Annotated in this window: 24 protein-coding genes and 2 pseudogenes; 13 read left to right on the forward strand and 13 right to left on the reverse strand. The window is 66.5% G+C overall.

Going from position 1 to position 24,814, the window contains the following annotated elements:
- Window positions 1-102 precede the first annotated feature (102 nt).
- The 4 genes from GWG54_RS05785 (at window position 103) to GWG54_RS05800 (ending at window position 4,620) form a co-directional block, all read left to right on the forward strand.
- A complete protein-coding gene (locus tag GWG54_RS05785) occupies window positions 103-660 on the forward strand; it encodes a hypothetical protein (protein WP_167936874.1) in 558 nt (185 codons plus the stop codon).
- 158 nt (window positions 661-818) lie between these two features.
- The gene (locus GWG54_RS05790) at window positions 819-1,424 is read left to right on the forward strand and encodes a metal-dependent hydrolase (RefSeq protein WP_209438281.1); all 606 of its coding nucleotides are present in this window, start codon (window positions 819-821) and stop codon (window positions 1,422-1,424) included.
- A 636-nt stretch (window positions 1,425-2,060) separates the two neighbouring features.
- Complete coding sequence (locus tag GWG54_RS05795) at window positions 2,061-3,410, forward strand: sulfatase (RefSeq protein WP_167936876.1); 1,350 nt, start codon at window positions 2,061-2,063, stop codon at window positions 3,408-3,410.
- Between the two features lie 229 nt (window positions 3,411-3,639).
- Entirely contained in the window at window positions 3,640-4,620 is a 981-nt protein-coding gene (locus GWG54_RS05800) for an NDP-sugar synthase (protein ID WP_167936877.1), read from the forward strand.
- A gap of 40 nt (window positions 4,621-4,660) precedes the next feature.
- On the opposite strand, the gene GWG54_RS05805 is transcribed toward GWG54_RS05800, so the two are convergent.
- Window positions 4,661-5,545 carry a universal stress protein gene (locus GWG54_RS05805; protein ID WP_167936878.1) on the reverse strand — a complete coding sequence of 295 codons (885 nt, stop codon included), beginning with the start codon at window positions 5,543-5,545 and terminating at the stop codon, window positions 4,661-4,663.
- Between the two features lie 75 nt (window positions 5,546-5,620).
- The gene (locus tag GWG54_RS05810) at window positions 5,621-6,871 is read right to left on the reverse strand and encodes a glycosyltransferase (RefSeq protein WP_167936879.1); all 1,251 of its coding nucleotides are present in this window, start codon (window positions 6,869-6,871) and stop codon (window positions 5,621-5,623) included.
- Window positions 6,872-7,025: 154 nt separating this feature from the next.
- Here GWG54_RS05810 and GWG54_RS05815 point away from each other — a divergent pair, with 154 nt between their 5' ends.
- On the forward strand, window positions 7,026-7,394 hold the full coding sequence (locus tag GWG54_RS05815; RefSeq protein ID WP_312854255.1) for a hypothetical protein: 369 nt from the start codon (window positions 7,026-7,028) through the stop codon (window positions 7,392-7,394).
- A 22-nt stretch (window positions 7,395-7,416) separates the two neighbouring features.
- Here GWG54_RS05815 and GWG54_RS05820 read toward each other — a convergent pair whose 3' ends face one another.
- Entirely contained in the window at window positions 7,417-8,169 is a 753-nt protein-coding gene (locus GWG54_RS05820) for a sugar phosphate isomerase/epimerase (protein WP_167936880.1), read from the reverse strand.
- Between the two features lie 456 nt (window positions 8,170-8,625).
- On the opposite strand from GWG54_RS05820, the gene GWG54_RS05825 reads away from it, so the two are divergent.
- Window positions 8,626-9,045 carry a universal stress protein gene (locus GWG54_RS05825; protein ID WP_167936881.1) on the forward strand — a complete coding sequence of 140 codons (420 nt, stop codon included), beginning with the start codon at window positions 8,626-8,628 and terminating at the stop codon, window positions 9,043-9,045.
- An 89-nt stretch (window positions 9,046-9,134) separates the two neighbouring features.
- Here the strand turns inward: GWG54_RS05825 and GWG54_RS05830 are convergent, their stop codons facing one another.
- The 5 genes from GWG54_RS05830 to GWG54_RS05850 all read right to left on the reverse strand — a co-directional run bounded on the left by GWG54_RS05830 (window position 9,135) and on the right by GWG54_RS05850 (window position 13,870).
- Window positions 9,135-9,734 (reverse strand): VIT1/CCC1 transporter family protein, encoded by a 600-nt coding sequence (locus GWG54_RS05830; RefSeq protein ID WP_167936882.1) that lies wholly within the window; start codon window positions 9,732-9,734, stop codon window positions 9,135-9,137.
- A gap of 4 nt (window positions 9,735-9,738) precedes the next feature.
- Window positions 9,739-10,032, reverse strand: coding sequence for a DUF211 domain-containing protein (locus GWG54_RS05835; RefSeq protein ID WP_008422791.1), 294 nt, complete (start codon window positions 10,030-10,032; stop codon window positions 9,739-9,741).
- A gap of 45 nt (window positions 10,033-10,077) precedes the next feature.
- A complete protein-coding gene (locus GWG54_RS05840) occupies window positions 10,078-12,558 on the reverse strand; it encodes a cation-translocating P-type ATPase (protein WP_167936883.1) in 2,481 nt (826 codons plus the stop codon).
- Window positions 12,559-12,726: 168 nt separating this feature from the next.
- Window positions 12,727-13,149, reverse strand: a complete 423-nt coding sequence (locus GWG54_RS05845) for a PKD domain-containing protein (RefSeq protein WP_167936884.1) — start codon at window positions 13,147-13,149, stop codon at window positions 12,727-12,729.
- A gap of 178 nt (window positions 13,150-13,327) precedes the next feature.
- Complete coding sequence (locus GWG54_RS05850) at window positions 13,328-13,870, reverse strand: DUF2243 domain-containing protein (RefSeq protein ID WP_167936885.1); 543 nt, start codon at window positions 13,868-13,870, stop codon at window positions 13,328-13,330.
- 347 nt (window positions 13,871-14,217) lie between these two features.
- Here GWG54_RS05850 and GWG54_RS05855 point away from each other — a divergent pair.
- Both GWG54_RS05855 and GWG54_RS05860 read left to right on the forward strand, forming a co-directional pair.
- Window positions 14,218-14,568: pseudogene (locus GWG54_RS05855) on the forward strand (hypothetical protein); the annotation flags it as partial.
- On the forward strand, window positions 14,565-15,041 hold the full coding sequence (locus GWG54_RS05860) for a hypothetical protein (RefSeq protein ID WP_167936887.1): 477 nt from the start codon (window positions 14,565-14,567) through the stop codon (window positions 15,039-15,041). The pseudogene GWG54_RS05855 and the gene GWG54_RS05860, both read left to right, overlap by 4 nt.
- 22 nt (window positions 15,042-15,063) lie before the next feature.
- On the opposite strand, the gene GWG54_RS05865 is transcribed toward GWG54_RS05860, so the two are convergent.
- The 3 genes from GWG54_RS05865 to GWG54_RS05875 all read right to left on the reverse strand — a co-directional run bounded on the left by GWG54_RS05865 (window position 15,064) and on the right by GWG54_RS05875 (window position 17,466).
- Window positions 15,064-15,987 (reverse strand): sulfite exporter TauE/SafE family protein, encoded by a 924-nt coding sequence (locus tag GWG54_RS05865; RefSeq protein ID WP_167936888.1) that lies wholly within the window; start codon window positions 15,985-15,987, stop codon window positions 15,064-15,066.
- Between the two features lie 291 nt (window positions 15,988-16,278).
- The gene (locus tag GWG54_RS05870; protein WP_167936889.1) at window positions 16,279-17,319 is read right to left on the reverse strand and encodes a sulfite exporter TauE/SafE family protein; all 1,041 of its coding nucleotides are present in this window, start codon (window positions 17,317-17,319) and stop codon (window positions 16,279-16,281) included.
- Window positions 17,320-17,466, reverse strand: a complete 147-nt coding sequence (locus tag GWG54_RS05875; protein WP_167936890.1) for a hypothetical protein — start codon at window positions 17,464-17,466, stop codon at window positions 17,320-17,322.
- A gap of 359 nt (window positions 17,467-17,825) precedes the next feature.
- On the opposite strand from GWG54_RS05875, the gene GWG54_RS05880 reads away from it, so the two are divergent.
- From GWG54_RS05880 to GWG54_RS05890, 3 genes are all read left to right on the forward strand, one after another.
- Entirely contained in the window at window positions 17,826-18,671 is an 846-nt protein-coding gene (locus GWG54_RS05880) for a universal stress protein (protein ID WP_167936891.1), read from the forward strand.
- Between the two features lie 179 nt (window positions 18,672-18,850).
- Complete coding sequence (locus GWG54_RS05885; protein WP_167936892.1) at window positions 18,851-19,291, forward strand: co-chaperone YbbN; 441 nt, start codon at window positions 18,851-18,853, stop codon at window positions 19,289-19,291.
- 231 nt (window positions 19,292-19,522) lie between these two features.
- On the forward strand, window positions 19,523-20,464 hold the full coding sequence (locus tag GWG54_RS05890) for an ABC transporter ATP-binding protein (protein ID WP_167936893.1): 942 nt from the start codon (window positions 19,523-19,525) through the stop codon (window positions 20,462-20,464).
- A gap of 37 nt (window positions 20,465-20,501) precedes the next feature.
- Here the strand turns inward: GWG54_RS05890 and GWG54_RS05895 are convergent, their stop codons facing one another.
- Window positions 20,502-21,644, reverse strand: coding sequence for a COG1361 S-layer family protein (locus GWG54_RS05895; RefSeq protein ID WP_167936894.1), 1,143 nt, complete (start codon window positions 21,642-21,644; stop codon window positions 20,502-20,504).
- 155 nt (window positions 21,645-21,799) lie between these two features.
- Here GWG54_RS05895 and GWG54_RS05900 point away from each other — a divergent pair, with 155 nt between their 5' ends.
- A complete protein-coding gene (locus tag GWG54_RS05900) occupies window positions 21,800-22,600 on the forward strand; it encodes an ABC transporter permease (RefSeq protein WP_167936895.1) in 801 nt (266 codons plus the stop codon).
- 72 nt (window positions 22,601-22,672) lie between these two features.
- Here GWG54_RS05900 and GWG54_RS21325 read toward each other — a convergent pair.
- Window positions 22,673-22,947: pseudogene (locus tag GWG54_RS21325) on the reverse strand (lysylphosphatidylglycerol synthase domain-containing protein); the annotation flags it as partial.
- Between the two features lie 346 nt (window positions 22,948-23,293).
- Here GWG54_RS21325 and GWG54_RS05910 point away from each other — a divergent pair.
- Entirely contained in the window at window positions 23,294-24,793 is a 1,500-nt protein-coding gene (locus GWG54_RS05910; protein WP_312854256.1) for a DolP-mannose mannosyltransferase, read from the forward strand.
- The last annotated feature ends 21 nt before the right edge of the window (window positions 24,794-24,814 follow it).

Consider the following 24,814-nt stretch of genomic DNA (forward strand, 5'->3'; position numbering starts at 1 on the left):
GCGATCGACCGCGGGCCCGCTCGGCGACGCGTTACCGGGCCGGCGCTCGAGTCGGAGGTCGGTATCCCTATGGGTTCCGCCTGACCACTACGAACTGGCACTATGAAAACGTCGATCGTACGCGGGGCGGAACGCAGGATCAGATGCGCACTGGTCGCGGTATTCGTGGTCGGAGTCCGTCGGCGCGACCCGGGTGCGGTCGTAAACGCCGCCGTTGCGGCGGTGGGAACGCATCTTCCCGCCCTCGCTGAGCGGGCGTACGGTATCGAGTTTCGACCCTGGCAGCGCGTGTACGTACAGACCGCGATGATCACCCACGCGATCGGAATGCTCGGTCCGTACGACGACGTCTGGTGGTGGGATCACCTCACACACGTGCACTCCTCGTCGATCCTGGGCGGTGCCGTCTTCGCGATCAGCCGGCATCGGGGTCGCGACCCTCGGCCTCGCGTCGTCGCCGCGGTCGTCTGCCTCGGACTCGTCTGGGAAATCGTCGAGTACGGCGTACACGCTGCGGGGAAACGTTTCGGTATCGAACCGGTACTCGTCTCGTACGGGAAACGGGACACCGTTCTCGACCTCGGGTTCGATCTCGTGGGTGCGATACTCGTTCTCGCACTCGGCGACCGCGTTCTCGGCGACCTCGCCGCCGAGGCGTGAGCATCGGGGGTACCGACGGGACCGTTCACTCGAGTCCGCGCTCCGCCGTCCGCTCGAGCGCGTCGTTTCGTCGGCGACGATCGACGTCCGCGCGAGACGGAACGACACGCCGCCCGCAAGAAACCCATTTACAGCTCTGACCGCTACAACGAGTCACGATGATGGCGACGACTCACGCGCTCTTGGGGATGGTACTCGCGCTCCCCGTCCTCGCGATCGCTCCGGAGTTCGCCCCGGCCGCGTTCCTCGCCGGGCTCGCCGGCGGACTCGCCCCCGACCTCGATCTCTACGCCGGTCACCGAAAGACGCTCCACTATCCCGTGTACGCCGCCCTCGCAGCGGGACCGGCTGCTGGATTGGCGGTCCTCGTTCCGTCGACGCCGACCGTCTCGCTCGCCGTCGGTCTGGCTGCGGCGGCGGCACACGCCGCGATCGACGCCGCCGGCGGCGGCCTCGAGTTGCGCCCGTGGCTCGCGGACTCCGAGCGGGCAGTCTACAGCCACTACCACGACCGCTGGATCCGTCCGCGCCGCTGGGTGCGATACGACGGGGCGCCGGAGGACCTCGCGCTCGCCGGGGGCGCGGCAGCGCCGCTCGTCGTCGTGGCCGACGGGCCGGTTGCCGGGGCTGCGCTCGCGCTCCTCGCAGTGTCGGCCGTCTACGTCCTGTTGCGGAAACCGCTGGCGACCGTCGCCGAGCGGCTCGCCCGGGCGGTCCCGGCCGGGTTACATTCGTACGTCCCCGAACGGTATCGCGGCGTTTGATCGACCGACCGTCCGTCGCACGGCGTCGTCGCGATCGTTACAGGGGGCACAGCGCAATGCCACGGTTTTGAGGCCGTGGATACGCGCGTAAGCTTGATGGAGTTGTATCCTGTAACCGGAAGTACCGGAGTTCGCACGTTGAGAAATACCGTCTTCGACGATACCAGAGCTTCGCTCTGACTTCTCGCATGGTAACAAATCCGACTGAACCAACCCACGACATAACGCTTCGGGCGACGCGAATCGTGGTACCGTGCAGGCTGAATACCCTGCCGTGGAGCGACGGACGGTATTCGTCGCGTTGAAACGCCAACCGCGCGTCGGACGGAAGGCCCCATTGACAGGCTACACGCACTGCAACGCACTCCCTCGGTCATAATTGGGAGGCAACCGTTGATGTGGCTCCCGAAAGGGAACTTGACTACCGAGGAAACGTGCAACCGTGAATTCCCCTTCGGGGATTCCCGCGTTAACGAGACGCGACGCGTCTCGTTCGCACACCAGAACGCGGAGCGTTCTGGGGACGTCTTTAGGCGCGGGAGAATGTCAATCCGATTCGCTGATGAACGCACGCTCCGAGTCGATCGCCGCGAAGGAGGTTAATTACTATCTGACACGCCGCCGTAGAACGGGGGCATGGCCGACGAACGACCGAACGTCCTCCTGATCCACGGTCACGACACCGGCCGCTATCTCGGCTGTTACGGCGTCGACATCGAGACCCCAAATATCGACGCGCTCGCCGCTGACGGCGCGGTGTTCGACCGGCACTTCGCGTCCGCTCCCCAGTGCTCGCCGAGCCGTGGCAGTCTCATGACCGGTCGTATGCCCCACGTCAACGGGCTCATGGGGCTCGCCCACGGCAACTGGGAGCTCCACGACGCCGAGCGTATCCTCCCCCACTACCTCGGCGACGCCGGCTACGAAACCCACCTGTTCGGGCTCCAGCACATTACGCAGGACACGGATCGCCTCGAGTACGATCACGTCCACTCCGAGGGGAACCTCTACCCGGGCGTCTCGCCGGCGGTCCACCAGGCCAACCGGGCGCGAAACGTCGCGTCGGTCGTCGCGTCGTACCTGGACGCGGACGCGTACACCGACCCCTTCTTCGCGTCGATCGGGTTCTTCGAGTGCCACCGCGTCGAGGAGGAGAACGGCCGATTCGGGTTCGACGCGGGCTACTACGACGCCGACGATCCGGACGACGTGCGGCCGCTGCCGTACCTTCCGGACAGACGGGGAATCCGCCACGATTTCGGGGAGATGCGCGGCATGATCGTCGCGATCGACGAGGCTATCGGGACGATTCTCGAGGCGCTCGTTTCGGCGGGCATCGAGGACGAGACGCTCGTGATCGTTACGACCGAACACGGCATCGCGTTCCCCCGGGCGAAAGGCACCTGCTACGACGCTGGAATCGAAGCGGCGCTCGTGATGCGCTATCCCGGCGTCGTCGACGAGGGCGAGCGCTACGACGAACTCCTGAGCAACGTCGACGTCCTGCCGGCGATCCTCAAACTCGCGGGGGTCGACGTTCCCGACGGGCTCGCCGGGCGGAGCTTCGCCGCGCTCGTCGCCGACGAGTACGGAACCTACGACGAACGGGACCGGATCTTCGCCGAGATGACCTGGCACGACACGTACAATCCGATCCGTGCGATTCGGACGGAGCGCTACAAGTACGTCCGGCGCTTCTGGCCGCTCCCGACCGTCTACCTCCTGGCGGACGTGTTCGCGAGCGAATCCGGCCGCGAAGTCCGCGAAGCGGTCGCGACTCCGGCGCGCCACTACGAGGAGCTATACGACCTTCGGGATGCGCCACAGGAGGACGACAACGTCGCTGAGGAACCCCGCTATCAGGACGTGCGCCTCGAGCTTTCGGAGCGACTCCACGAGTGCATGGTCGCGACCGACGACCCGCTTCTCGACGGCCCCGTCGTTCCGGGCGACTACGACGAGATTCAGTCGTGGCCACACCGGTAGTCCGGCGTTCGAACGTCGACCGGGCGACGAAAACCGCGGCCGTCGATCGGTGAAAGGTTTACTACCGGGGTCGTGGGAGCCGTCGGTGGGAACCGCCCGGAGTAATGCGAGAATGGCCTGCAATTCGATCGCGAGACGCACGCAGTTCTCGGGGGTCTCGAGCGTACCGCCGGATCGCACAGCCGTCGCGACGACTCCGACGGACGTTCCGTTCGCGGTGAGTTGAACCGTGGACGCCGTCGTCCTGGCCGGCGGATACGCGACCCGGCTGTGGCCGATCACGAGACACCGACCGAAGATGCTTCTCCCGCTCGGGGAGACGACCGTCGTCGACCGCATCTACGACAAACTCGAGGCCGAGGACCGCATCGAGACGGTGTACGTCAGCACGAACGAACGCTTCGCCGACGACTTCCGGGCACGCCTGGCGAAGCGTTCGTACGACAAACCGCAACTGTCGGTCGAGGAAACGCGCACGGAAGCGGAGAAATTCGGCGTCGTCAGCGGACTCGCGGAACTCCTCGAGCGCGAGGGAATCGACGACGACCTGCTGGTGGTCGCCGGAGACAACCTCTTCGAGTTCGCGATCGGAGACTTCCTCGAGTACTACGATCGGACGGAGGCGCCGACGATCGCCGCCGTCGACGTCGGCTCGCCGGAACGGGCTGTCGGGTACGGCGTCGTCGACCTGGAGGACGATCGCGTGGTCGACTTTCGGGAGAAGCCCGACGACCCGCGGGGGACGTACGTGTCGGTCGGGTGCTACGCGTTCCCTCGCGAGACGCTATCTCTCCTCTCGCAGTATCTCGAGGCGGGGAACGATCCGGACGAGCCCGGCTGGTTCGTCCGGTGGCTTCGAAGCCGCGAGCCGACGTACGCGTACACGTTCGAGGGCGCCTGGTTCGATATCGGTACCCGGGAGCGGTACCTCGACGCCGTCGCCTGGCACCTGGACGGCGGGTCACGAGTCGCCGACGCGGCGTCGCTCGAGAACACGACGATCGGCGCGGGCGTTCACGTCATGGCAGACGCGACCCTCGTCGACGCGACCGTCGCTCGGGCGGTGATCTTTCCGGGCGTCGCCCTCGAAGCGACGACCGTTCGCGGATCGATCGTCGACGAGGGTGCGACGCTCGGCGAAATCGCGCTTCGTGACGCGATAATCGGCGCGTACACCCGAATTCCGACTCCGGACGGCGTGTCGGAGTGAGCGTCGGTCCCGGTTTCGGTCCCGATCTCGAGACGCGACGTCACGGCGACTCGGCGCTGACCGGGACGCAAAACACCGACACGTCGGCCTCCCGAACGACGTTTTCCGTGACGCTCCCGAGAAACCACTGCCCGATTCCGGTTCGGCCGTGGGTCCCCATCACGATCAGATCGACGTCGCGGTCGGCCGCGTACGTGAGGACCGCGTCCGTCGGCGGTCCAGTCACGAGCGTTCCGGAGACGCTGACGCCGGCGGCCGCGGCCCGCTCCCGGACCGTTTCGACCGCCTCCTCGCCGCGGCGCTCGAGCGCCTCGAGGAGGTCGCCCGGCTCTTGCGACCCGAAAAACCGGCTCGTGTCGACGGAGTAGACCGCGTGAACCGTCGATCCCAGCCGGGTCGCCAGCGCGATCCCCCACCCGGTTGCGATCGCGGCCCCATCGCTGCCGTCCGTCGGGAGGAGCAGCTGGTCGAACGCGACGTCGTCGATCGCGGACTCGGCAGCGGCCGGCGGAACGGCCAGCACGGGCGTTCGCGCCGTCCGGAGGACGTTCTCGGTGACGCTCCCGAGGAGAACCCCATCGAGCCCCGTTCGGCCCTTCGTTCCCATCGCGACGACGTCGAGTTCGCGCCGGGTGGCGTACTCGCGGATCGAGTGAAACGGCGTCCCCTGCCTGACCGCCGTCGTGACCTCGAGGGCCGAGTCGTACTCGCGTGCCAGCGTCGCGATCCGGTCCACCGCGTCCTCCGCGTCCTTCTCGAGCGCCTCGAACGCTCCGTCCGTCACCCCGATCCGGACGTCGACTACGGAGAGTACGTGGACGTCCGCCCCGGTCCGAGATGCGAGAGCGATCCCGCACCTCGCTCCCGCGAGGGCCCCCTCGCTGCCGTCCGTCGGTATCAGTATTGATTCGATGAGCCGGGTCATCGGTACCGCCTTCACTATCTGCGGGGATAATTGTGCGGGGCCGGTGTTCGTCGCCTGCGCCGTCGCAATCGGTCGTCATCCGTCCGAATCGACGCCAAGCGTCCCGACGAGGACCTCGAGCAGATCCGCGAGCTGTCGCGGAAGCAGGAAGCGTTCGCGAACGGACTCCCGCCCGTTCGCTCCGAACCTCGTCCGGCGACGCTCGTTCTCGAGGAGATCGAGGATGCGATCGCCCGCGCTCGACGCGTCGTTCGGGTCGACGAGATAGCCGCTTTCCCCGTCGACGATCTGCAGCGGAATGCCGCCGACGTTCGATCCGACGACGGGCGTACGCTTCCAGAGGGCTTCCGAGACGACCAGTCCGAATCCCTCGCGAAGCGACTTCTGGACGACGACGTCCGACCGACGCTGCAGGACGTTCACCGTCGTGTCCGGCAGGTCGGTCAGCGCGTGGACGTTCGGATCGTCGACCGCCGCTTCGGCGACGCGTTCGTACACCGCCATCCCCTCCGGATCGTCGCCGGCCATCGCGCCGACCAGCGCCAGTTGCAGGTCCGGAACGGTGTCGCTGGCCCGACGGTACGCCTCCAGCGTACCGAACTGGTCCTTCCAGGGATCGAACCGGGAGATCTGCGCGACCAGGGGCCGGTCGAACGACAGGGGATCCAGTCGGTCGCGTTCGGCCGCCTCCGCCGTCTCGTCGAGCGATCGGTTCTTCTCCGTAACGGGATCGATCGAGGGGTACACGACGCTCGTCGTCAGCGCCCCGACGTCCCCCGCGTAGGCCATCCGACTGAAGATCGCGTGGTCGACCCGAGACACGTACTCGGCGACGAACGCGCGGTACTCCTCGAGGGGGTCGGTGAGGTCGACGTGACAGCGCCAGACGATCGCCGCGTCCGGCATCGTCTCCGCGAGGCGATCGAGCAGCCCCAGAGGCTGTGGGTCGTGGATCACGACGAGATCGTACTCGCCCTCGAGTTCGGCCGCGTTTCGTTCGGTCACCGACCGGTAGGTCGCTTTCATCTCCTCGGTCAACGGCGGACCGTCCCCCTGGAGCCCGTTGTGCATCGCCTTGGTCACCGCGAAGAAGTCGTCGGTGGCGTCCATCACGAGCCAGTCGGTGTCGACCCCGAGGTCGTTACACACCGGTACGATCGACCGAAGTAACTCGGCGACGCCGCCGCCGGTGGCGGTCGAATTGACGTGAAGGATCCGGCGATCCGAAAGCACCCCGGCGAGCGAGCGGAGCTGTTCGAGTCGGTCGGGCTCCGTGACGTCGGCGTACGCCTCGAGCGTTCGGTCCGGAAGTGAGGGCGCGTGCATCGTTCGTACCCGCCGCTACAACGACGGACGCTATCAGTTGTGGGGGCGATGGATCCGCTTTCGACCGTCGCGACCCGTCGAACGTCGACGCTCTCTTTTCACTGAGCGAACCGTTATCCCTCCAGCCGGCGAAGGAAAGCGTGAGGAACCTCCTGTGTCACGATCCGAACCCACACTGACGCAGCGTAACCTCTCGCTACGACTGCTGAAACGGCGAGCCGCGCTCGAGGCGATCCCGCCGGTCGAGCGATCGGTCGAAGACGGCGTGCTCCGGGTGACGCGGCGCTTTCGCGGGCTGTCGCTCGAGCAGGCGATGGGCTACCTGGAATCTCTCGGCGGCGAGCGAATCGGGTCGAACGCGATCGAAGGCGAGGGGTGGCGAGCCGAACTGACAGCCGAGAAAGTCCCGGTCGGTCCGTCGTACCGACTCACCGAGGTGACGATCACGTGGACGGGCGAGGAAGACGTTCTCGAGCCGATCGTCCTGCGGTTCCGTCTCAAAGCGTTTCGGGCGCCAGGGTAACGAACCGGGCGGCGGGTACTGGTCACTCGTCGGCCTCGAGTGCCGTTTCTACGCGTCGAGCGGTGTCTCGTAACAGCGCCACGTCGTCGGTGAAGACCTCGATCGCGACGGTACCGTCGAATCCCGCGAGGTGTTCCGCGACGAGTCCGTAATCGATCTCGCCGGCGCCGATCGGCAGGTGCGTGTCGCCACGGCGACGCGCGTCGTGGACGTGGAGATGCGAGACGAGGTCGCCGTAACTCGAGAGGAAGCGGTCGATCCCGTCGGTGCCGTCTTCCATGTAGGCGTGGCCGACGTCGAAGCAGACGGGCGTCCCCGTCTCGCGCGCGAGGTCTCCCAGCACCGACAGCGGGTAGCCACGCTTCTGGTGGCCGACGTTCTCGACGACGAGTTCCACGCCGGCGTCATCGCCAGCCGACGCGATCGACACGAGTTGGTCGGCGAAGCGGGGTCGCAGGTCCGTGTCGTGCGGATTCCGGGCAGTGCCGTGAAGGACGGCCTTTTCCGCGCCGACGCCGCCGGCCCACTCGAGCAGCCGCGACAGGAAGTCGACGATCGCGTCGTTGATCTCGGGCACCGGCGTCACGACGACCTGCTCGAACGGGAGGTGCACGCAGAGGTCGACGTTCGCATCGGCGAGGATCGCCTCGAGACGAGCCGTATCGATCGCGTCAGGATCGCGCCCCTTGCCGATCGACAGCTCCGCCAGATCGAATCCCGCGGTCGTCCGTTCCGTTCGCTCGAGCGAGTCGCCGACGGTGAGGCCGATCTGCATACGAATGCGTGCGTCGAGACCGACATAAATCGACGGATTCGTCCGGGACGAGGACGCCCTCCCGGAGCGTGGCGTCGATCGCGCCGTCGGGGAAGCCCACGGACACGGTCGATACGGACGGTTCGGAACGACCCCCTCGCCGATTCTCCGAGCCGACACAAAATTACATACGTACATTTGTTATACAGGTAGAAAAAAACTGTCGTTCGGCGAGTTTCTATCGATCCAGTGAACCGAGACCGCACAACGGTCGGCGATCGTTCTGCGGAACGTGTCTTGAACCCCTCGAGGTCGAGTGGGCCGAGAGACGTCGTCTCTCGTGGTGGCGGTTGCGTTCCCTGGCAACGGATACACAGCCGACCGATTCGGAGCCCGGCCGCTCGAGCGCCGGCGTCGGTTTCCCTCCCGCGAGAACGACCGCCTACCATTATATCGGTTCCCGACCTTTATCCGACCATGAGCGAACGAATTCTGGTACCGTACGACGGCTCCGGTCCGGCTGCAGCGGCGCTCGAGTACGCGTTCGATACCTTTCCCGACGCGGCCGTCACGGCGCTGTACGTCGTTCCGGTCCCCGAAGGCTACTGGGATGCCTTCAGCGCAGCGGAGGAAATCGATATGAAACGGGGCCGCGAACGCGGCGCGGAGATCCTCGAGGAGGCGACCGAGATCGCACGGGAACGCGACCGCACCCTCGAGACGGACGTCGAAGTCGGCAAGCCGAAACGGACGATCGTCGACCGGGCAGAAGAGGAGGCGTACGACGCGATCGTCATCGGAAGCCACGGTCGGGAAGGCGTATCCAGGATCCTACTCGGAAGCGTCGCGGAGGGCGTCGTCCGGCGATCGCCGACACCCGTCATCGTCGTCAGGTAGCCGCGCGGGTTACGGTCGGAACTGACTCGGGAGTTCGGACGGCGGCCGCATCAGCCGATCGTGCGAACGATGCGACCGGGTTCGGACGCTCATCCCGGCAGAAACAGATTGAGGACGGCGACGACGATTCCCGCGAGCCCCATCCGGACCCCGGCGACGATCCAGTTCTGTTTGGAAATCGAGCCGAGATACGCCCCGAACACGAACAGGACGGCGACGCCGACGGCGATAGCGAGCAGCGTCGCCTCGAGCATGGAGACGACGATACCCTGCCCGAGAAACGGACCCAGCGGCAGGAGGATGCCGATCAGCGGACCGATTCCACTCGCGATCGCGTTGATCTTTCGAGCGCCCGCTCGCCGTCGTCGCACCGCTGTGTCCTCGAGATCGGCCAACATCGCCCGCTCGAGTTCCATCAGTTCGGCCTGTTTCTCGGCGCGTTCGATCTCCCAGACGCTCCAGACGCCCGACGTTCCCAGCCCGACGGCCGCGCCGAGGCCGATCGTGATTACGGTGAGGCCGTCGGTGACGCCGGACAGGTACGCACCGACGACAACGCCGATACACGTCAGCGTGCCGTCGAACCCGTTGGAGATGAAGTACCGCCGCGAGATCGATCTGACCTCCTCGTCCTCGAGGAGCCTTCGAACGTTATCGAAACGGTCGCGAAGCGAAGACACGTCGCTCACCGACTCACCGGTCCTGGGGCGTTTCGACCTGTTCGACGAGGCGCTCGCCGCAGACGACCTGGTCGATGGAGTGAACCGTTCCGCCGAGGTCGGCGACGGCCGCCTCGAGCGCGTCCGCGTCGATGTCTTCGCCCTCGATCGTGAGCTTGAGGTTCTGGACCTCGCGATCGGTCTCGATCAGCACGGCGTTGACGCCGTCGACGCCGGAGCAGTCGGCGGCGGTGTCGGTGAACTCGAGAATGTCCGGCTCCTGTGGCTTCATGACGTCGATGACGAGTCGGCGTATCGAGGGAGTCACGTGTCGTACGATCGGGATCGACGGCCTTAGTGACCGGGGCCGATATCACCGATCGAACCGCTTGACGAGTGCGGCGACCGCGACGTACGCGGGGAGACCCGCCGCGAGGACGACGCCGACGAGTCCCCAGTCAGCGAGGCCGAGCGGAACCGTCCCGAAGTATCGGTTGAGCGGGGTGTACAGCACGGCGAGTTGTAGCGCGGCCGACGCCGCGACGGCAGCGGTGAGCCACGGATTCGAGACCGTCGGCGTCCCGCGAAGCCACCGGATGACGTAGAGCCCCGCGAACTCGAGGAAGACGAATCCCGTAAAGACCATCGTCATCGTGTACGGCGTGACGGCGGCGGCGCCTTCCAGCGTATAGTACATGAGCGCGAGCAGGACGACCGTGGTCACGGTACCCATCCCGCCGATCAGCCCGAGCATCTGGCGTCCGACGATCCCCCGATCGGGATCGCGCGGTGGCCGTTCCATCACGTCACCGCTCTCGGGGTCGGCACCTAACGCCAGCGCCGGCAACCCGTCGGTCAGCAGGTTGATCCACAGCAACTGCACGGCCGGCAGGATGAGGTAGCCGTACAGCGAGGCGAGAAAGACGATCGCCACCTCCGCGACGTTCGCGCTCAGGAGGTAAGCCACGAACTTCCAGATATTGTCGAAGATCCCTCGCCCGCGTTCGACGGCGCGTTCGATCGTCGCGTAGTTGTCGTCCAGCAGAACGATATCCGACGCCTGCCTGGCGACGTCGGTGCCGCGAATCCCCATCGCGACGCCGACGTCGGCGTTTTTCAACGCCGGTGCATCGTTGACGCCGTCACCGGTCATCGCACGTCGTTTCCTCGGTCTTGTAACGCTCTCGCTCCCCTCGAGTACTCTCGTACCGATACCGAGTGACTCGGCGATCGCCCGTGTGGTCCGGACGTTGTCGCCAGTTACCATCTTCACGTCGATTCCGGCACGTCCGGTCTCGGCGATCGCGTCGGCGACCTCCTCGCGAGGCGGATCGATCATTCCGGCCAGCCCCACGAACGTCAACTCGTCGGCGAGATCGTTCGCGTCGGCCGGCCCCTCGCGATAGGCTCCAGCGAGGACGCGAAGCGCGTCGTCACCGAACTCCCGAATCGTCGTCTCGACGCGCTCGCGACGCTCGTCAGTCAGGGGCTTCGGCCCACGGGCGGTCAGGATCCGCTCGCAGTTCGAGAGGACGACCTCGGGCGCCCCCTTGACGTAGCCGACGTCACCGTGGACGGTCCCCATCCACTTCCGCTCCGAGGAGAACGGAACCTCGTCGGTTCGCGGGTTCTCGGCGCGGAGTTCGTCGACGTCGACGCCGCGTCGATCAGCGGCCTCGAGCAGCGCCCGTTCGGTCGGATCGTCGCCACCGTCCTCGAGCGTCGCGTCGTTACAGAGGGCGCCGATGCGCAAGAGCAGTCTCTCACGGTCGGAGTGCACGTTCGCGTCGGCGTCTCTGGAGTCGAGACCGACGGCGGTGCCGTTCACCCAGAGCCTACTGACCGTCATCTCGCCCCTCGTGAGCGTACCCGTCTTGTCCGTACAGACGACATCGACCGCACCGAGCGCCTCGATGGCCGGAAGCCGCCGAACGAGCGCGTTCTCCTCGGCCAGCTGCCGGACGCCGAGCGCAAGCGCGAGCGTGACAACGGCGGGCAGTCCCTCGGGGACCGCAGCGACGGCGAGCGACACTGCGGTCAGGGCAGCCTGGACTGCGTCTGTCCCGCGGAGGAGCAACAGCGGCGCGACGAACGCCGAGAGAACGAGTACGCCGATCCCAAGGGTCCGTCCCAGGTCGTCGAGTTCGTCCTGCAGCGGCGTCCGCGTCTCCTCGGTCGCGGCCAGTTCTCGCGCGATCTCCCCGACTTTAGTCTTCATTCCCGTCTCCGTGACGACTGCGACGCCCTTGCCGCGGGTGACGTTGGTCCCCTTGTAGACCATGCTCGTCCGTTCCGCGATCGGGGTCCCCGATTCGACCGGGTCCGACGACTTCGAGACCGGAGCGCTCTCACCCGTCAGCGCCGCCTCGTCGACCTCGAGGTCGGTCGCCTCGAGGAGTCGCCCGTCGGCTGGAACGACGTCGCCGCCGCGGAGAACGACGACGTCGCCGGGAACGACCGCTATCGCGTCTATCTCGCGGATCTCGCCGTCCCGTCGAACCGCGGCCGTCGGTGCGGCCAGTTCACGCAGCGATTCGAGACTCCGTTCGGCTCGGTAGTCCTGGACGAACCCGAAGATACCGTTGGCGACGACGATGATCGCGATCAGGATCGCGTCGACGGCGTTGCCGGCCCAGACCGAGAGGACGGCCGCTGCCAGCAGGACCCAGATCAGGACGCTGTCGAACTGCGCGATACCGATCTCGACCGGGGATCGACCGCCGCTACCGGCGATTTCGTTTTCGCCGTGCTCCGCGCGTCGCCGACGCGCCTGCTCGCTCGTCAGTCCGGTCGGTTGCGACTCGAGGGCCGCCACAACGCGATCGGCCGGCAGTTCGTGTGGTCGTTCGGCCACTACTCGAGGGTCATCACCGATCCACATAGACGTACACGCCGACCCGGATCGCTGGCCTGCGAGACCGGGTCCGACAGGAGCGACGGTTCGCTATCGAGCCGTCGATCGGGTTCCGCTCTTCCGGTTCGTTCCGGTTTGCAACGGGCCGTCCGAATCGAGGAGCGGGCGCTACTCGCTTTGGACCTCGATATCGCCGACCTGCGTCGAGGGGTAGAACTGGCAGATGTAGGTCGTCATCTCCGGGGTCGCGACGAGGCCCTCGATCGACGCTTCCTCGCCCTCGGTACCCACGTCGTCGCTCTGGTAATCCTCGACGACCTCGTCGTTCTCGTCTCTGATCTCGAGGTTGTGCGTGACCCCGTCGCTATTGACCCACGTGAAGTCGTACTCGTTCCCCTCGATCAGCGTGATCGTGGGGTTGTCCATTCCGCCGACGACGTCCGACGGCTCGACGAACGTCCACGCTTCGACTCGCCCCTCGAGGTAAAACTCCGAGACGTCCGTCCACGCTTCGTCGTCGGACGACGGACCGTCGCCGCCGTCGCCGTTCTCGTCCCCGTTCTCAGAACCGCCACCACAGCCCGCTAGCACCGTGAATCAGCCACTCCGGCGATTCCGAGGGCCGACCGTCATGATACGTGTCTGGTCATCGGTCCAACTGGCACCGAGGAGGGAGGTAAATCGCAACCGTTGTGATCGCGACTGTCTCGGTCCGCAACACGAGATAGCCGTGCCCAATAGCGGCCGCACTCCCGCGTCCGTCTTTCGGTCACGTCGGTCGATCGTCCGTCGCGCGCTCTCCTCGAGCGCCGGCGATCGACCGTTCGTCGAGCCGGATCACGGCATAGCCGCCGACGACGAAAAGCAGACCCCAGAGGAGGAAGCCGACGTCCCAGAGGAGGACGCTCCCCGGCCCCGCAGGCCAGACGTGGTGGATCTCGAGGAGGTGGTGGTTCACGAGCCCCTCGAGGAGGTTGAAGACGCCCCAGCCGAGGATCGTCGATCCGAGGAGCGTTCGTCCCGATGGCGGAACGTCCGACCGTCGCCACGCGTGTACCAGGAGGACGATCCCCGCGATCGTAAAGAGGTAGGTGCCGACGTGAAAGAGGCCGTCGGCGACGACGTTCAGTCGCAGGTCGCTGAGAACCGTCGGATCCGTCCGGGCCGACAGCATGTGGTGCCACTGCAGGAGCTGGTGGAGGACGATCCCGTCGAAGAAGCCCCCCAGCCCGATCCCGAGGACGACGCCCGCTCGAACGAACGGTTTCGTTCGCTCGCGCAACCCGAACCGCGTGTCGCCGTCGCTGGTCATATCGAATCTCTGCGGCTGGGAGACAAGCGTATGCTGCTGTCTGGTGCAAGCAGCGTCGACTCGGCGCGAGACGCCCTGCCACAAATCCGATCGGGCGCCGTCAGTCGAACTCGCGGTCACGTTCGCCCCGCAGGCCCTAAATCAGTCCGCCGATTTGCTGGGTCAGCAAAACGGCATCGAACGGGGACGCTCCGGGTCGGCGACCTCGAGCGTCCTGGTGGCGCGAACGGAACCGGCGATTTGCTGACCCAGCAAATCGGAGTCGGAAATTTCAGTCGTCCCCGCATCGGTGCAGCTAGATGTTCACGTGCGATTCGATCGGCGGGCACCTGACGAACCGCTCCGCAGTCTCGTCGACGGAGACGGTGTACCGCACCGACGGCTCGTTCGGACTCCGAACCATCGTCCGCTACGCGCTGCTGTCGGGAATCGCGGTCGTCAACGTCGTCGCACAGTTCCAGATCGTCGGTCGCTCGAGTCTCGCCGACCGCTTCGGGGTCGTTCCCGGGCTGCTCGCCCCGGGACGTGCGAGCCGTGGCGCCGATCTCCTCGGCGTTTCCGGGTCCGTCGGGGACCTCGCGTCACTCCCGTACGACGGGGATTTCCTCCGCGTCGGCGGTCTTTTGCCGTCGCTATTCTTCACCGGGCAGGCAGGGCGCCCCGAACGGTGTGCCGTTGTCACGGAGGGATCGAAATGACGGAGCGGGGCACCCTCCGATCGGTCCAGTCGGATCGGCGAGCGATGGGATGGGGAACGGCCGCCGCGGCCGGCGTATTCCTCCTGTTCGGACTCGTTACCGGACTCATCCCGAATCCGCTGTACGTCCGGATGGTCCCGCGAACGCCCGTTGATTACCTGTTCCTGACGCTGACCGCGCTGCTCGCCGGCGTTTACGCCGCACAGCGGCTGGCGACCGAGGTGGCCGACCCCGAACTCGAGGATGACGGCGCGACCAACGAGGATCGCCTCGCGGTCGGCGGTCTCGTCGGCGGATTTCTGGCGGTCGGCTGTCCGGTCTGTAACGTCGCTCTGCTCGCACTGTTCGGGTCGTCCGCACTCATGACCTACTTCGATCCGTTGCGACCGGCACTCGGTGCGCTCTCCGTACTGATTCTGGCGGGACTGATCTACGTTCGTCATCGCCGTTCGTGTCCCACTTGCGCAACGTGAACCACCGCTACGAATACTGAGACTAGAAGAACAGTGCCGGCACGGTGTTCCGGAAGATATTGAGCGAGATGACGAACAGGAGTCCGACGACGAACCAGTTGAACGTCCGCTCGTCGAACTCGAGGCGTCGGAGGTACGTACCCAGCAGCAATCCGACGGTGGTGACCACCGCGATCACCGAGCCAAGCCAGAGCCGATACGTCGTCAGCAGGTCAGTGAACAGCGCCATCTGGACGATTCGAACCGTAAAGATCGTTCCGAGCACCATCGACAGTCCGCCGATGTATCGCTCGGTGTCCCGTTCGAAGGTGTGGAAGTACGCCGGGAGTAGCGGCCCGAGATTCGCGAATGCGAGCAGGAATCCCTGGGAGAACCCGGCGGTTCCGAGGGCGAACGGATGGTGAGCTTCCTCGACCGTGACGAAGTTCTGGACGACCTGAAAGGCCACGTAGCCAAGGAGAATGAGACCGATCACGAACGCGACGATCGGGCCGGCGCTGAACGTCGCCAGCGCCGCGACGCCGATGACGGTCCCCACGATCGCGAGCGCCAGAAGCGCCCACTCCTCGCGAACGAACGTCCGCCCGGTCCCGGTTTCGGCGATCTGGAACATGTTGAGCGTCCACGGCGGGATCGCCAGGACGACGACGGCGACGGTCGGATCGATCACCGACGCCACGATCGGCGTCATGATGAGCGAGTAGCCGAAGCCGGTCATTCCCTTGACGGCGCCGGCGACGACGGCGATCAGGACGATCCCGGCGAGCAACCCGCTCGAGAGATCGGACTGAACGCCGTCCCCCACGTTCTCGAACCCGGGGAAGAACGCGATCGAAGCGGCGAGGACGGCCACCGTTGCACCGACCATCGTCACTTCGCGGTAGCGAAACTCGAGGAGATTGGCCAAGAACTGTTCGACGTCGACTCTGGATTCGGGGGCACTCATACTCGATCGAAAGCGAACAGCGACGACGCGGCGTCGCCGTTTCGAGACGATTGTCGGTTCGGGTGTATGTCCCTGTGTTATTCGGCGAGAATGCTCCCATCCCGAGTCGCTCACAGTTCGGAATACCGGCGAATCGGCGTCGTTCACGCCTCCTCGTCGCGTTGTTCACGCCTCCTCGTCGGTTCGTTTCTAAAAATCCGACTATCACAGATAGCGGCGATATCCTCCGGTACTATCGTTGCTCCGTTACGATTCGGAACCCATCGAATCGGCGGCTCGGTGACGGTGAATTCAGTCCACGGACGTCGCGGCCACGTTCGGCCGCTTTCGCATCGTCGTGATCGTGCTGTAGATCACGGCGCCGCTGACCATGAACGCCGAGAGCAGGATCAGGGCGAAGCCGACCGTGTTGAACAGTTCGACGGCGAAGAAGTCGCCGGCCTGCTGGAACGCCACGGCGATCGATCCACCGAGGAGCATCAGCCCGAAGTAGATCTTGATGTCGTCTTCGTTGACGATATTGGTCGCGGCGGAGCCGATCCGTGCACCCAGCGCGCTGCCGGCGAGCAGCGGCGCGACGATCGAGAGGTCGACGCCGCCGTTGAGCCCGTACGTGAACGCGCCGAACCCGCCCGAGAAGACGATCTCGAACAGGTCGGTGCCGACCGCGACGGGCACCGGAACCCCGATGAGGTAGAACATCGCGGGCATCCGGATGAACCCGCCCCCGACGCCCAGGAAGCCCGACAGCAGCCCCGTCGCGAACGCGACGCCGAGGACCATCCACAGCGAGACCTGAATTCCTCCCGCGATCGTCATCATCGGCGGGACGCGGTACGACTGGATCTTCTTCGCGATATCGGGGATCGCGTCCGGGTCGATCTCTTCGTCTGCAGCCTCGTGGTGGCCGCCACCGGAGCCGTCGCTTCCATCGTTTTTGAGCGCGTTTCGGGTGACGAACAGCCCGATCGCGCCCAGCAGGCCGACGTAGGTGACGCCGATGACGCCGCTTGCGAGTCCGAGTTCCTCGAGCCGGTAGACGAGGAGGCTCCCGATCTCGATCCCGGCGGTGGTCCCGGCGATCATCAGCGCGCCGAGTTTGTAGTCGACCTGTCCGAGGTCGTGGTGTTTCAGTGTCGCGATGACGGCCGTCCCGAAGACGAAGGCCATCCCGCTCCCGACGGCGACCCGCGCGGGATACCCCATCACGAGTAACGCGGGCGTGACGAGGAACGACCCACCCATGCCGAAGAAGCCGAACAGTACGCCGACCATGAAGCCGAAGCTCACGAACAGTGCGAGCGTCGTCAGTGCGATTCCAAAGGGCTCCATCTATGCGTGTTTGATCCGCTCGACGACTGGCGTTGCGACTCGCTCGAGTACGCCGTACCCGACGTAGAGGGCGATCGCCTCGAGGAGGACGGCGCCGACGAGCGCGGCTGCCTGTACTGCCGACGAATACGCGGCGAGGTCGATCATCGATATCGACCTCCGACGTGTGGTTGTGTGCGGACCATGGGTTTCTCTTCAGTATCACCTACCCGGAGGAAGGGTATAACGCTTTTGGGACTTTTGTACAATATTACTGCTATCAATCTCACCACTATCCAACGGGAATATTTGTATAAGTTATGAAGATACGAAGGATGCAGTAGCTGTCGGGCGACTCCGCTGGGGCGCGGCCGATGGGGCTGAGGCGCGCTCGGACCGAACACTGTCACGTCCGATCGGTACTCGTAGGGTCGTCATCGCGATCGGACGGGTTATCCGCGAGGGAGATATCGGGTTTAGTATTGGCTCACCCAAACAATATTATACGAGCGCCACCTACGGGTGGTATGAAAGCGATCTGTGCGACCGACCTCTCCGCCGCCAGCGAGGCCACGATCGAGAGCGAGACCTGCCTCGAGTGTCTCGGACGAATTGGCGTCGAGGAGATCCACCTCGTGACCGTGATCCCGTCGAACGTCCACGCGGGGATGCCCGGCATGGACTTCGAGGAGCGACGCGAGCGCGCGCTTGCACGCTACCGTCGCGTCATCGAGGAGGCGGGCTTCGACGTCGACGCACACGTCGTCCGCGGCACGCCCCACCGACGGATCAACGGGGTCGCGGAGGCGGTCGGAGCGAACCTGACGATCGTCGGTTCGCGCGGGAAGAGTCCCCTCGAGAACCGCGTCATCGGTTCGACCGCGCGCAACCTCGCGCGGACGACGGTCGTACCGCTGCTCGTCAACCGGATCGAGCGCGAGGCGGACGACCCGAACGTGCTTCGGGAGCACCTGTTCCGGCGGATACTGTACGCGACGGATTTCTCGGAGAACGCCGAACGAGCCTTCGAGGCGTTCTCGTATCTCCGTCACGCGACCCGGGAGGCGACGCTGGTTCACGTGGAGACGCCGAAGGATCCGCCGCTGTCGGACGGCGACGATCCCGAGGCGCGACTCGCCGAGTTGGCGGCCCGGCTCGAGGACTGGGGGATCGAGACGCGAACCGAGATCCGCAGCGGCGATCCGGCGAACGAGATCCTCGCCGCAGAGGCCGACTACGAGCCGACGACGATCCTCGTCGGTTCGCGCGGCCACAGCAGGCTCCGCCGACTGATGCTCGGGAGCGTCTCCGAGGACGTCGTCGCCCGGGCGAGCGGAAACGTCATGCTCGTTCCGCCGGACCGAACGGCCTGACCGAAGCGACGAATCGGAATCACTCCGCCGCGGTACTCGAGGCGGCGGCGTGAGCGGAGCAGGTCCGTCGCCAACGGATCGTCGAGCGTCCCCGGCGCGGAACTGCACCCGTTCCGCCGGCCCAATATTGTTCATTAGTCGCAAAACTGTTATGATCGTGGGGCCCGTACCGTCGACCGATGAGCGAGTCCATCGACGACGAACGACGACGGATCCGCGAACGGAAGAAACGGGAGCTTCGCGAACGCCTCGAGAACGGGGGTGTCGCGGACGAAACCGGCGGCGCCGAAAGAGTGGCCACGCCGGACGAACCGATCAGCGTCGAGGGGAGCGACCACCTCGACGAGATCGTCGGAACGTACGGCGTCGTCCTCGTGGACTGTTATGCCGACTGGTGTGGCCCCTGCCAGATGCTCGAGCCGACGATCGAGTCCCTCGCCGCGGAGACCGACGCCGCCGTCGCGAAGGTCGACGTCGACCGCCACCAGCGACTGGCCCAGCCGCTCGGCGCTCGGGGCGTTCCGACGCTCGTCCTCTACGCTGACGGCGAACCGACCGAGCGTCTGGTCGGCGCGCAGGATCGCACGACGCTGGAGGGGCTCATCGAACGACACGCGTAGCGCGTCGGATCAGGTGATCGGGCGGGCGACGACGCTTCGTAGCCGTCGTTCTCGATGCGGTCGACAGCACCAACGGTTCGGAGGCGACGAACGCGCCCGCGAACGAACGGCTAGCGCGGATACCGCTCGGGAGCGTTCGAAAGTCCGCTGGGCTTCGAAGGTCAGGACGCACCGCGTTCCGATGACGGCCCGCCTGGAACGTATAAGACTCCGGACGACGTCGTTCGACGCGTGAGTCCCGCGGAGTCGCCGCCGATCGAGCTCGAGTCGCTGACGAAGTACTACGGCGACGTTCGGGGCGTCGAGGACCTCACGTTCGCCGTCGATGTAGGCGAGATATTCGGCTTTCTCGGTCCGAACGGTGCCGGGAAGTCGACTGCGATTCGCGTCCTCCTCGGACTACTGAAACCGACTGATGGAACCGCGTCGCTGATGGGGCGGAGCGTGACGAACCGAACCGAACTGCGAGAGGCGAAGCGCCGACTCGGCTACCTCCCGAGTGACGTCACCTTCTACGACCGCGTGACGGGTGCGGAGGTGCTCAATCACTTCGGGCAGTTGCGCGGCGACGAGCGCCGCGAGGAGCTCCTCGAGCGCTTTCCCGTCCCTCTCGACCGAAGCGTGAAGGCCTACTCGAGCGGCAACAGACAGAAGCTCGCCATCGTCGCGGCGTTCATGCACGAGCCCGAGCTGGCGATCATGGACGAGCCGACGTCCGGACTCGATCCCCTCGTCCAGAACGAGTTCTACGACCTGCTCGAGGAGCGACGAGACGCCGGCCGGACGAGTTTCTTTTCCTCGCACATTTTGAGCGAGGTTCGTCGCGTCTGCGATCGCGTCGGGATCGTTCGGAACGGCCAGTTGATCGAACTCGACACCGTCGACAACATTCTCGAGGAAGGCGGCACCGTCGTCACCGTTCGGCTGGCCGAGGACCCGCCGCCGTCGGCGCTCGAGTTCCCGGGCGTCGCGCGCGTCGATCGACAGGACGGCGAGTACCGACTCGTCCTCGCGCGGGAGTTCGACGCCCTGATCGAGCGCCTGGCCGAGTACACGGTCCTCGAACTGGAGGTCCGCGAGGCGTCCATCGAGGACGTGTTCATGCACTTCTACGGAGACGCCGACCGCGGCGACGACGACTCGGCGGCGAACGGCGCCGACGCGCCGTCCTGACGCCGTCGGCTGCGGTATCGCCACCGCTGGCCGCCCTTCAACGCCTGCGGACCCACCAGAGCGTCGCGAGTGCGAGCGCGAGCGCGACGGCGACGAACGGGGCAGCGGAATCGGCGTCGGCGTCCCCGTCGGTCTCGACGATCGCGACGGGAACCTGGACGGGGTCCGCGCTCGTTCGCTCGCCGGAACCGCCGTCGTACGCGATCGAGAGCGGCACGCTGGTCGTCGTCTCGACCGCGTCCGAGGACGCCTCGAGATCGAACCGCGCCGTCGCCGACTCGCCGGGGTCGAGCGCGCCGACGTACGCCGTCGGCGACTCGCTCGAGAGGGGCGGTCCGACCTCGATCGCGGCGGTCACCCCGGTCACCCGACGGTCGCCGGCGTTTTCTATTCGGACCTCGTAGACGCGTTCCCCGTCGACGGGAACGCCGTCGGTGACGGGGGCGACGTCGAAATCGGGAGCGGCGACGACGCCGACCCCGAGCACCGACGGCCCGCCGGTTCGAACCGGTTCGTCGCCGTCGTCGCTCTCGTTCGCACCGTCGTCGTCGGGCGATTCGAGGCGGTACTGGACGCTCGCGAACAGCGGATACGTCCCGGGCTCGGCCCGCGCGGCCGTGACGTCGACGGCGACGTCGGCGGTCTCGCCGGACGAGAGTTCGTCGACGACGATCGACCGCGCCGACTGCGGCGACGCGGACATACCGAGCGCCACGGCCCCGTCGGCCGCACGCAGCGTCACGACGATGTCGGTCGCCCGTCGATCGCCGTCGTTCGTCACCTCGAGCGGGATCGGCCTCGACTCGCCCGCGCGGACCGAACGGTTCTCCGCGACGGCGACGGTGACGTTCCCCGTCGAACCCTGGACGATCTGGGGATCCGTCGCCGGGTCGGTCGGCTCGATCGGTGGCTCGGTCGTCGGCGTGTCGTTCTCGGCGGGCGGCTCCGGCGCGGATTCGTTGTCGGTCACACCGACGGACGGAACACCGTCGATCGGTTCGGCGGTCGGTCCGTTCACCGAGTCGTTTCGCGATTCGTTCTGTGGCGGCGCGGTCGTCTGCGTCTCGAGTAGCACCGTCGCCGCGACGGTTCCGATCGCCAGGACGACGACCAACGAGAGGACGCCCGCAGCGACGACTGCTCGACGTCGTCGGCTCGGCGTCTCCCCTCGGCGACCCATATCCGCTCCGGGACGGTCGAGACGCCGATAAATCGCCCCGCCCGTTACCGTACTGAAGGATCGATTACCGAACCGCCGTCGCGACAACCTCCCGTTACCCCGGGCGAGCCGGGTCACGTATAAGCTGTCGGCCCCGTTATGAGACGGGACGTCCGATGCTCGAGCTCACCGCGTTCGAAGCCCGTCGCCGACTCCGCGGGTCCCTGCTACTCGCGGGTGCGATGGTCGCGCTGATCGTTCTGACCGTCGCGCTCTACCCGTCGATCCGGGAGACGGGGGCCGATCTCGACGCCTACCTCGAGTCGCTCCCGCCCGAGGCGACGCGGGCGTTCGTGGGGAACGTGACGACGCTGACGACGATTGAGGGCTACCTCGTCTCCCAGCTCTACCAGTTCGGGTGGGTGTTGTTGCTCGCGATCTACTACGCCTACGCCGCGGCCTCGACGGTGGCCGGGGAGGTCGAGCGCGGAACGATCGGGCTGACGCTGTCGCTGCCGGTGACGCGGTCTCGAGTTGTGGTCGGCAAGTTCCTGTCGCTCGTCCCGGGCGTCGTGTTGGTCAACGCGATCACCGCCCTGGCGGTCTACGCCGGCGTAGTCCTCGTCGACGAATCGATCGACGCCGCGGATCTGTTCGCCGTACACGCGTACTCGATCGCCTACCTGCTCTCCTGTGCCGGCGTCGGACTGCTCGCCTCCGTCGCGTTCGATTCTGTCCGTCGCGCACAGACCGTCGGCGCCGGCTCGGTCTTCGGGATGTTCTTGCTCGATACGTTCACGTTCGATACCGACTACGAGTGGGTCGGCGACGTCGCGTTCTCCCGGTACTTCGACCCGGGCGGGATCCTCGTCGACGGCGAGGTCTCGGGGGGCGATCTCTCGATCCTCCTGGTCGCCGTCGCGGTCCTCGTCGTCGCGAGCAGCGAGTACTTCGAACGGCGGGACCTCTCTGGGTAACCCGTCGCGTGGACGGAACGCGCGCCCGGTTTTCCCCTCGAGCGCGGCTCGGTCCGCGCGGGTCGCCCGCGGTTAGCGAGTCCCCTCGTACGCGAGAAACACCGCGGTGCCGAGCGCCGCGGCGTACCGGAGCGTCCCCACGCGAACGACCACCGTGGCTGCGGCCGCGACGGCCTCGGGGTAGCCGAGCGCGACGAGCGCGCTGACCATCGACGCCTCCGTCGCCGCGAGCCCACCGGGGAGCATCGACGCCGCGCCGACAACCGACCGAGCCCGAAGACGAACAGACCGAGCACGACGCTCGCTTCGACGCCGAATCCGTCGAGGACCACCCAGAGGGCGAGCCCCCGCGATCGATCGCGTCGGTTTGCCGTAGGCATCCCCTACGACGGTACGTGCCCCGTTAACGGCGGTCTGACGCCGACATACTCTTGATCCGCCGCGCCGATCTCGAGTCCGATAACACGATGAGCGACCGCACGCGCGACAACGGCTCGGACCGTTCGGTGCTCGTCACGGGCGGGACCGGATTTCTCTGCTTGCACGCGTGTCAACACTTCTGGGACCGGAGGTGGGACGTCACCGCGTTCGATCTCAAGCCCTTCGAGGCGGACGACGACAGCCGCGAGATCTCGTTCGTCGCCGGCGAAGCGCCTCGGCTGGGAACCCGAGTACTCGAACACGGAGGCGCTCGTGGAGACCGACGAGTGGTACCTGGAGAACTGCGAGCCGAACGACGGGGACGAGGAGACCGACCTCGACACCGCGTGGCGTGGGATCTGGGTGCCCTCGCGGCCGCGAAGTGGGCCTCCCAACGGATCTAACGTGAGCCCTCGTCGATCCCCGCTCGCTCGAGCGCTCGCCAGCTCACCTCCTGCGTGGGCTATCGCCCTCGCACCCGTCGTCGCGGTCGTCTTTGTCTTCGGGGCCCTCGCGTCCGTTCGAACCGAGTGGTCGGCGCTGGCGACCGATCCGGCGTTCTTCCAGCACACGGGCTGGTACGTCCTCCAGGGAGGGATCCCGTACGTCGACGTCTGGGACGTGAACCCGCCCGTTCCGTTCGGTATCACGGCCGTCCTCGCCGCCCTCTCCGGCGGCGACATGCTCGTCCTGCACGCCCTCAGCGTCGGCCTTACGACGCTCGTCGCCGCCGCGAGCGTCTTCCTCGTCGGATGGATCGCCTCGCTCGTGACCGATTCGGACGCGGCCGCGGTCGCCGCCGGGCTCGCGATGCTCGCAGTTCCGGAGCTGTTCACCCTCCCGTTCCAGGGGGTCAGAGCGCAGTTCTACGCGCTGTTTTTCGGCGCCTGCGCGCTCGCACTCGCGCTCCGGGACCGACCGTTCGTCGCCGGAGCCGCCGCCGCGTTGAGCGCCGGTTCCTGGCAGTCCGGCGCCGTCTTCGCCCTGCTGGTCGTCGGGATCGCGTACCAACGAACGGGAGCGAAGAGCGCGCTCCGGACCGTTGCGGGCGGCGGCGTCGTGACCGCCGGCGTCGTCCTCGCGTTCGCGGCCGCGGGTGCGCTGGCCCCGATGGTGGTTCAGACGATCCTCGCTCCGCTTCTCGCCGGGTCGCCGTACACGCTCACCGAGCGCGTCTCCTCGGTACTGCTGGTGTTCGGCTACGGATCGCTGCTCCTTCCGGTGGCCCTCTACAGCTGGGTCCGCGGGACGGTTCGTGACCCGGGAGGGCAGTGGTGGATACCGGTCGGCGGCCTGTTATTCGGTTTTCAGGTCCTGTTCGTCGATATGGACGGCTCGACGGACGCGCTACAACTGCTCGCCTTCGTCGCGCTCGGCGTCGCCATCGCCGTCGAGAGCGCGATCGAACGGCGCTCGACCCCGGCGGACCGGGGTGAGACGGCTCGACTGGACGGGCGGCGGATCGCTCTCGCCGCCATCGTCGTTGCCGGCCTGTTCGTCCCGCTGGGACTCGCCTGGAACGTCGGTTCGCCGCCGCCCCGAGCGACGCTCGAGCGAGTCGAGACGGAGGCCGAGCCCGACGTGGAGCCGCTGTCGGTGACGCCGGACGACGCGGACGTCCCGTCGATGCAGACGATCTACTGGGAGCAACTGGAGCCGGAGACCTGCCACTACCGGGTGAGCTGGAACGAGGTACGATGGGTCTCGATGACCGACGATCGACTCGACAGACGGCACTGCGACGCGTGGCCGGAGCGGATCGACCGTCAGTGACGGTTCGGTGGGATCGTCCGT

The organism is Natronococcus sp. JC468, assembly GCF_012163165.1.
GTDB classification, from domain to species: Archaea; Halobacteriota; Halobacteria; order Halobacteriales; family Natrialbaceae; genus Natronococcus; species Natronococcus jeotgali.

Coding starts and splice junctions, on each gene's coding strand:
- GWG54_RS05785 (WP_167936874.1), top strand. CDS start 103: ATGAAAACGTCGATCGTACGCGGGGCGGAACGCAGGATCAGATGCGCA.
- GWG54_RS05790 (WP_209438281.1), top strand. CDS start 819: ATGATGGCGACGACTCACGCGCTCTTGGGGATGGTACTCGCGCTCCCC.
- GWG54_RS05795 (WP_167936876.1), top strand. CDS start 2,061: ATGGCCGACGAACGACCGAACGTCCTCCTGATCCACGGTCACGACACC.
- GWG54_RS05805 (WP_167936878.1), bottom strand. CDS start 5,545: ATGACCCGGCTCATCGAATCAATACTGATACCGACGGACGGCAGCGAG.
- GWG54_RS05810 (WP_167936879.1), bottom strand. CDS start 6,871: ATGCACGCGCCCTCACTTCCGGACCGAACGCTCGAGGCGTACGCCGAC.
- GWG54_RS05820 (WP_167936880.1), bottom strand. CDS start 8,169: ATGCAGATCGGCCTCACCGTCGGCGACTCGCTCGAGCGAACGGAACGG.
- GWG54_RS05825 (WP_167936881.1), top strand. CDS start 8,626: ATGAGCGAACGAATTCTGGTACCGTACGACGGCTCCGGTCCGGCTGCA.
- GWG54_RS05850 (WP_167936885.1), bottom strand. CDS start 13,870: ATGACCAGCGACGGCGACACGCGGTTCGGGTTGCGCGAGCGAACGAAA.
- GWG54_RS05860 (WP_167936887.1), top strand. CDS start 14,565: ATGACGGAGCGGGGCACCCTCCGATCGGTCCAGTCGGATCGGCGAGCG.
- GWG54_RS05865 (WP_167936888.1), bottom strand. CDS start 15,987: ATGAGTGCCCCCGAATCCAGAGTCGACGTCGAACAGTTCTTGGCCAAT.
- GWG54_RS05870 (WP_167936889.1), bottom strand. CDS start 17,319: ATGGAGCCCTTTGGAATCGCACTGACGACGCTCGCACTGTTCGTGAGC.
- GWG54_RS05875 (WP_167936890.1), bottom strand. CDS start 17,466: ATGATCGACCTCGCCGCGTATTCGTCGGCAGTACAGGCAGCCGCGCTC.
- GWG54_RS05880 (WP_167936891.1), top strand. CDS start 17,826: ATGAAAGCGATCTGTGCGACCGACCTCTCCGCCGCCAGCGAGGCCACG.
- GWG54_RS05885 (WP_167936892.1), top strand. CDS start 18,851: ATGAGCGAGTCCATCGACGACGAACGACGACGGATCCGCGAACGGAAG.
- GWG54_RS05895 (WP_167936894.1), bottom strand. CDS start 21,644: ATGGGTCGCCGAGGGGAGACGCCGAGCCGACGACGTCGAGCAGTCGTC.
- GWG54_RS05900 (WP_167936895.1), top strand. CDS start 21,800: ATGCTCGAGCTCACCGCGTTCGAAGCCCGTCGCCGACTCCGCGGGTCC.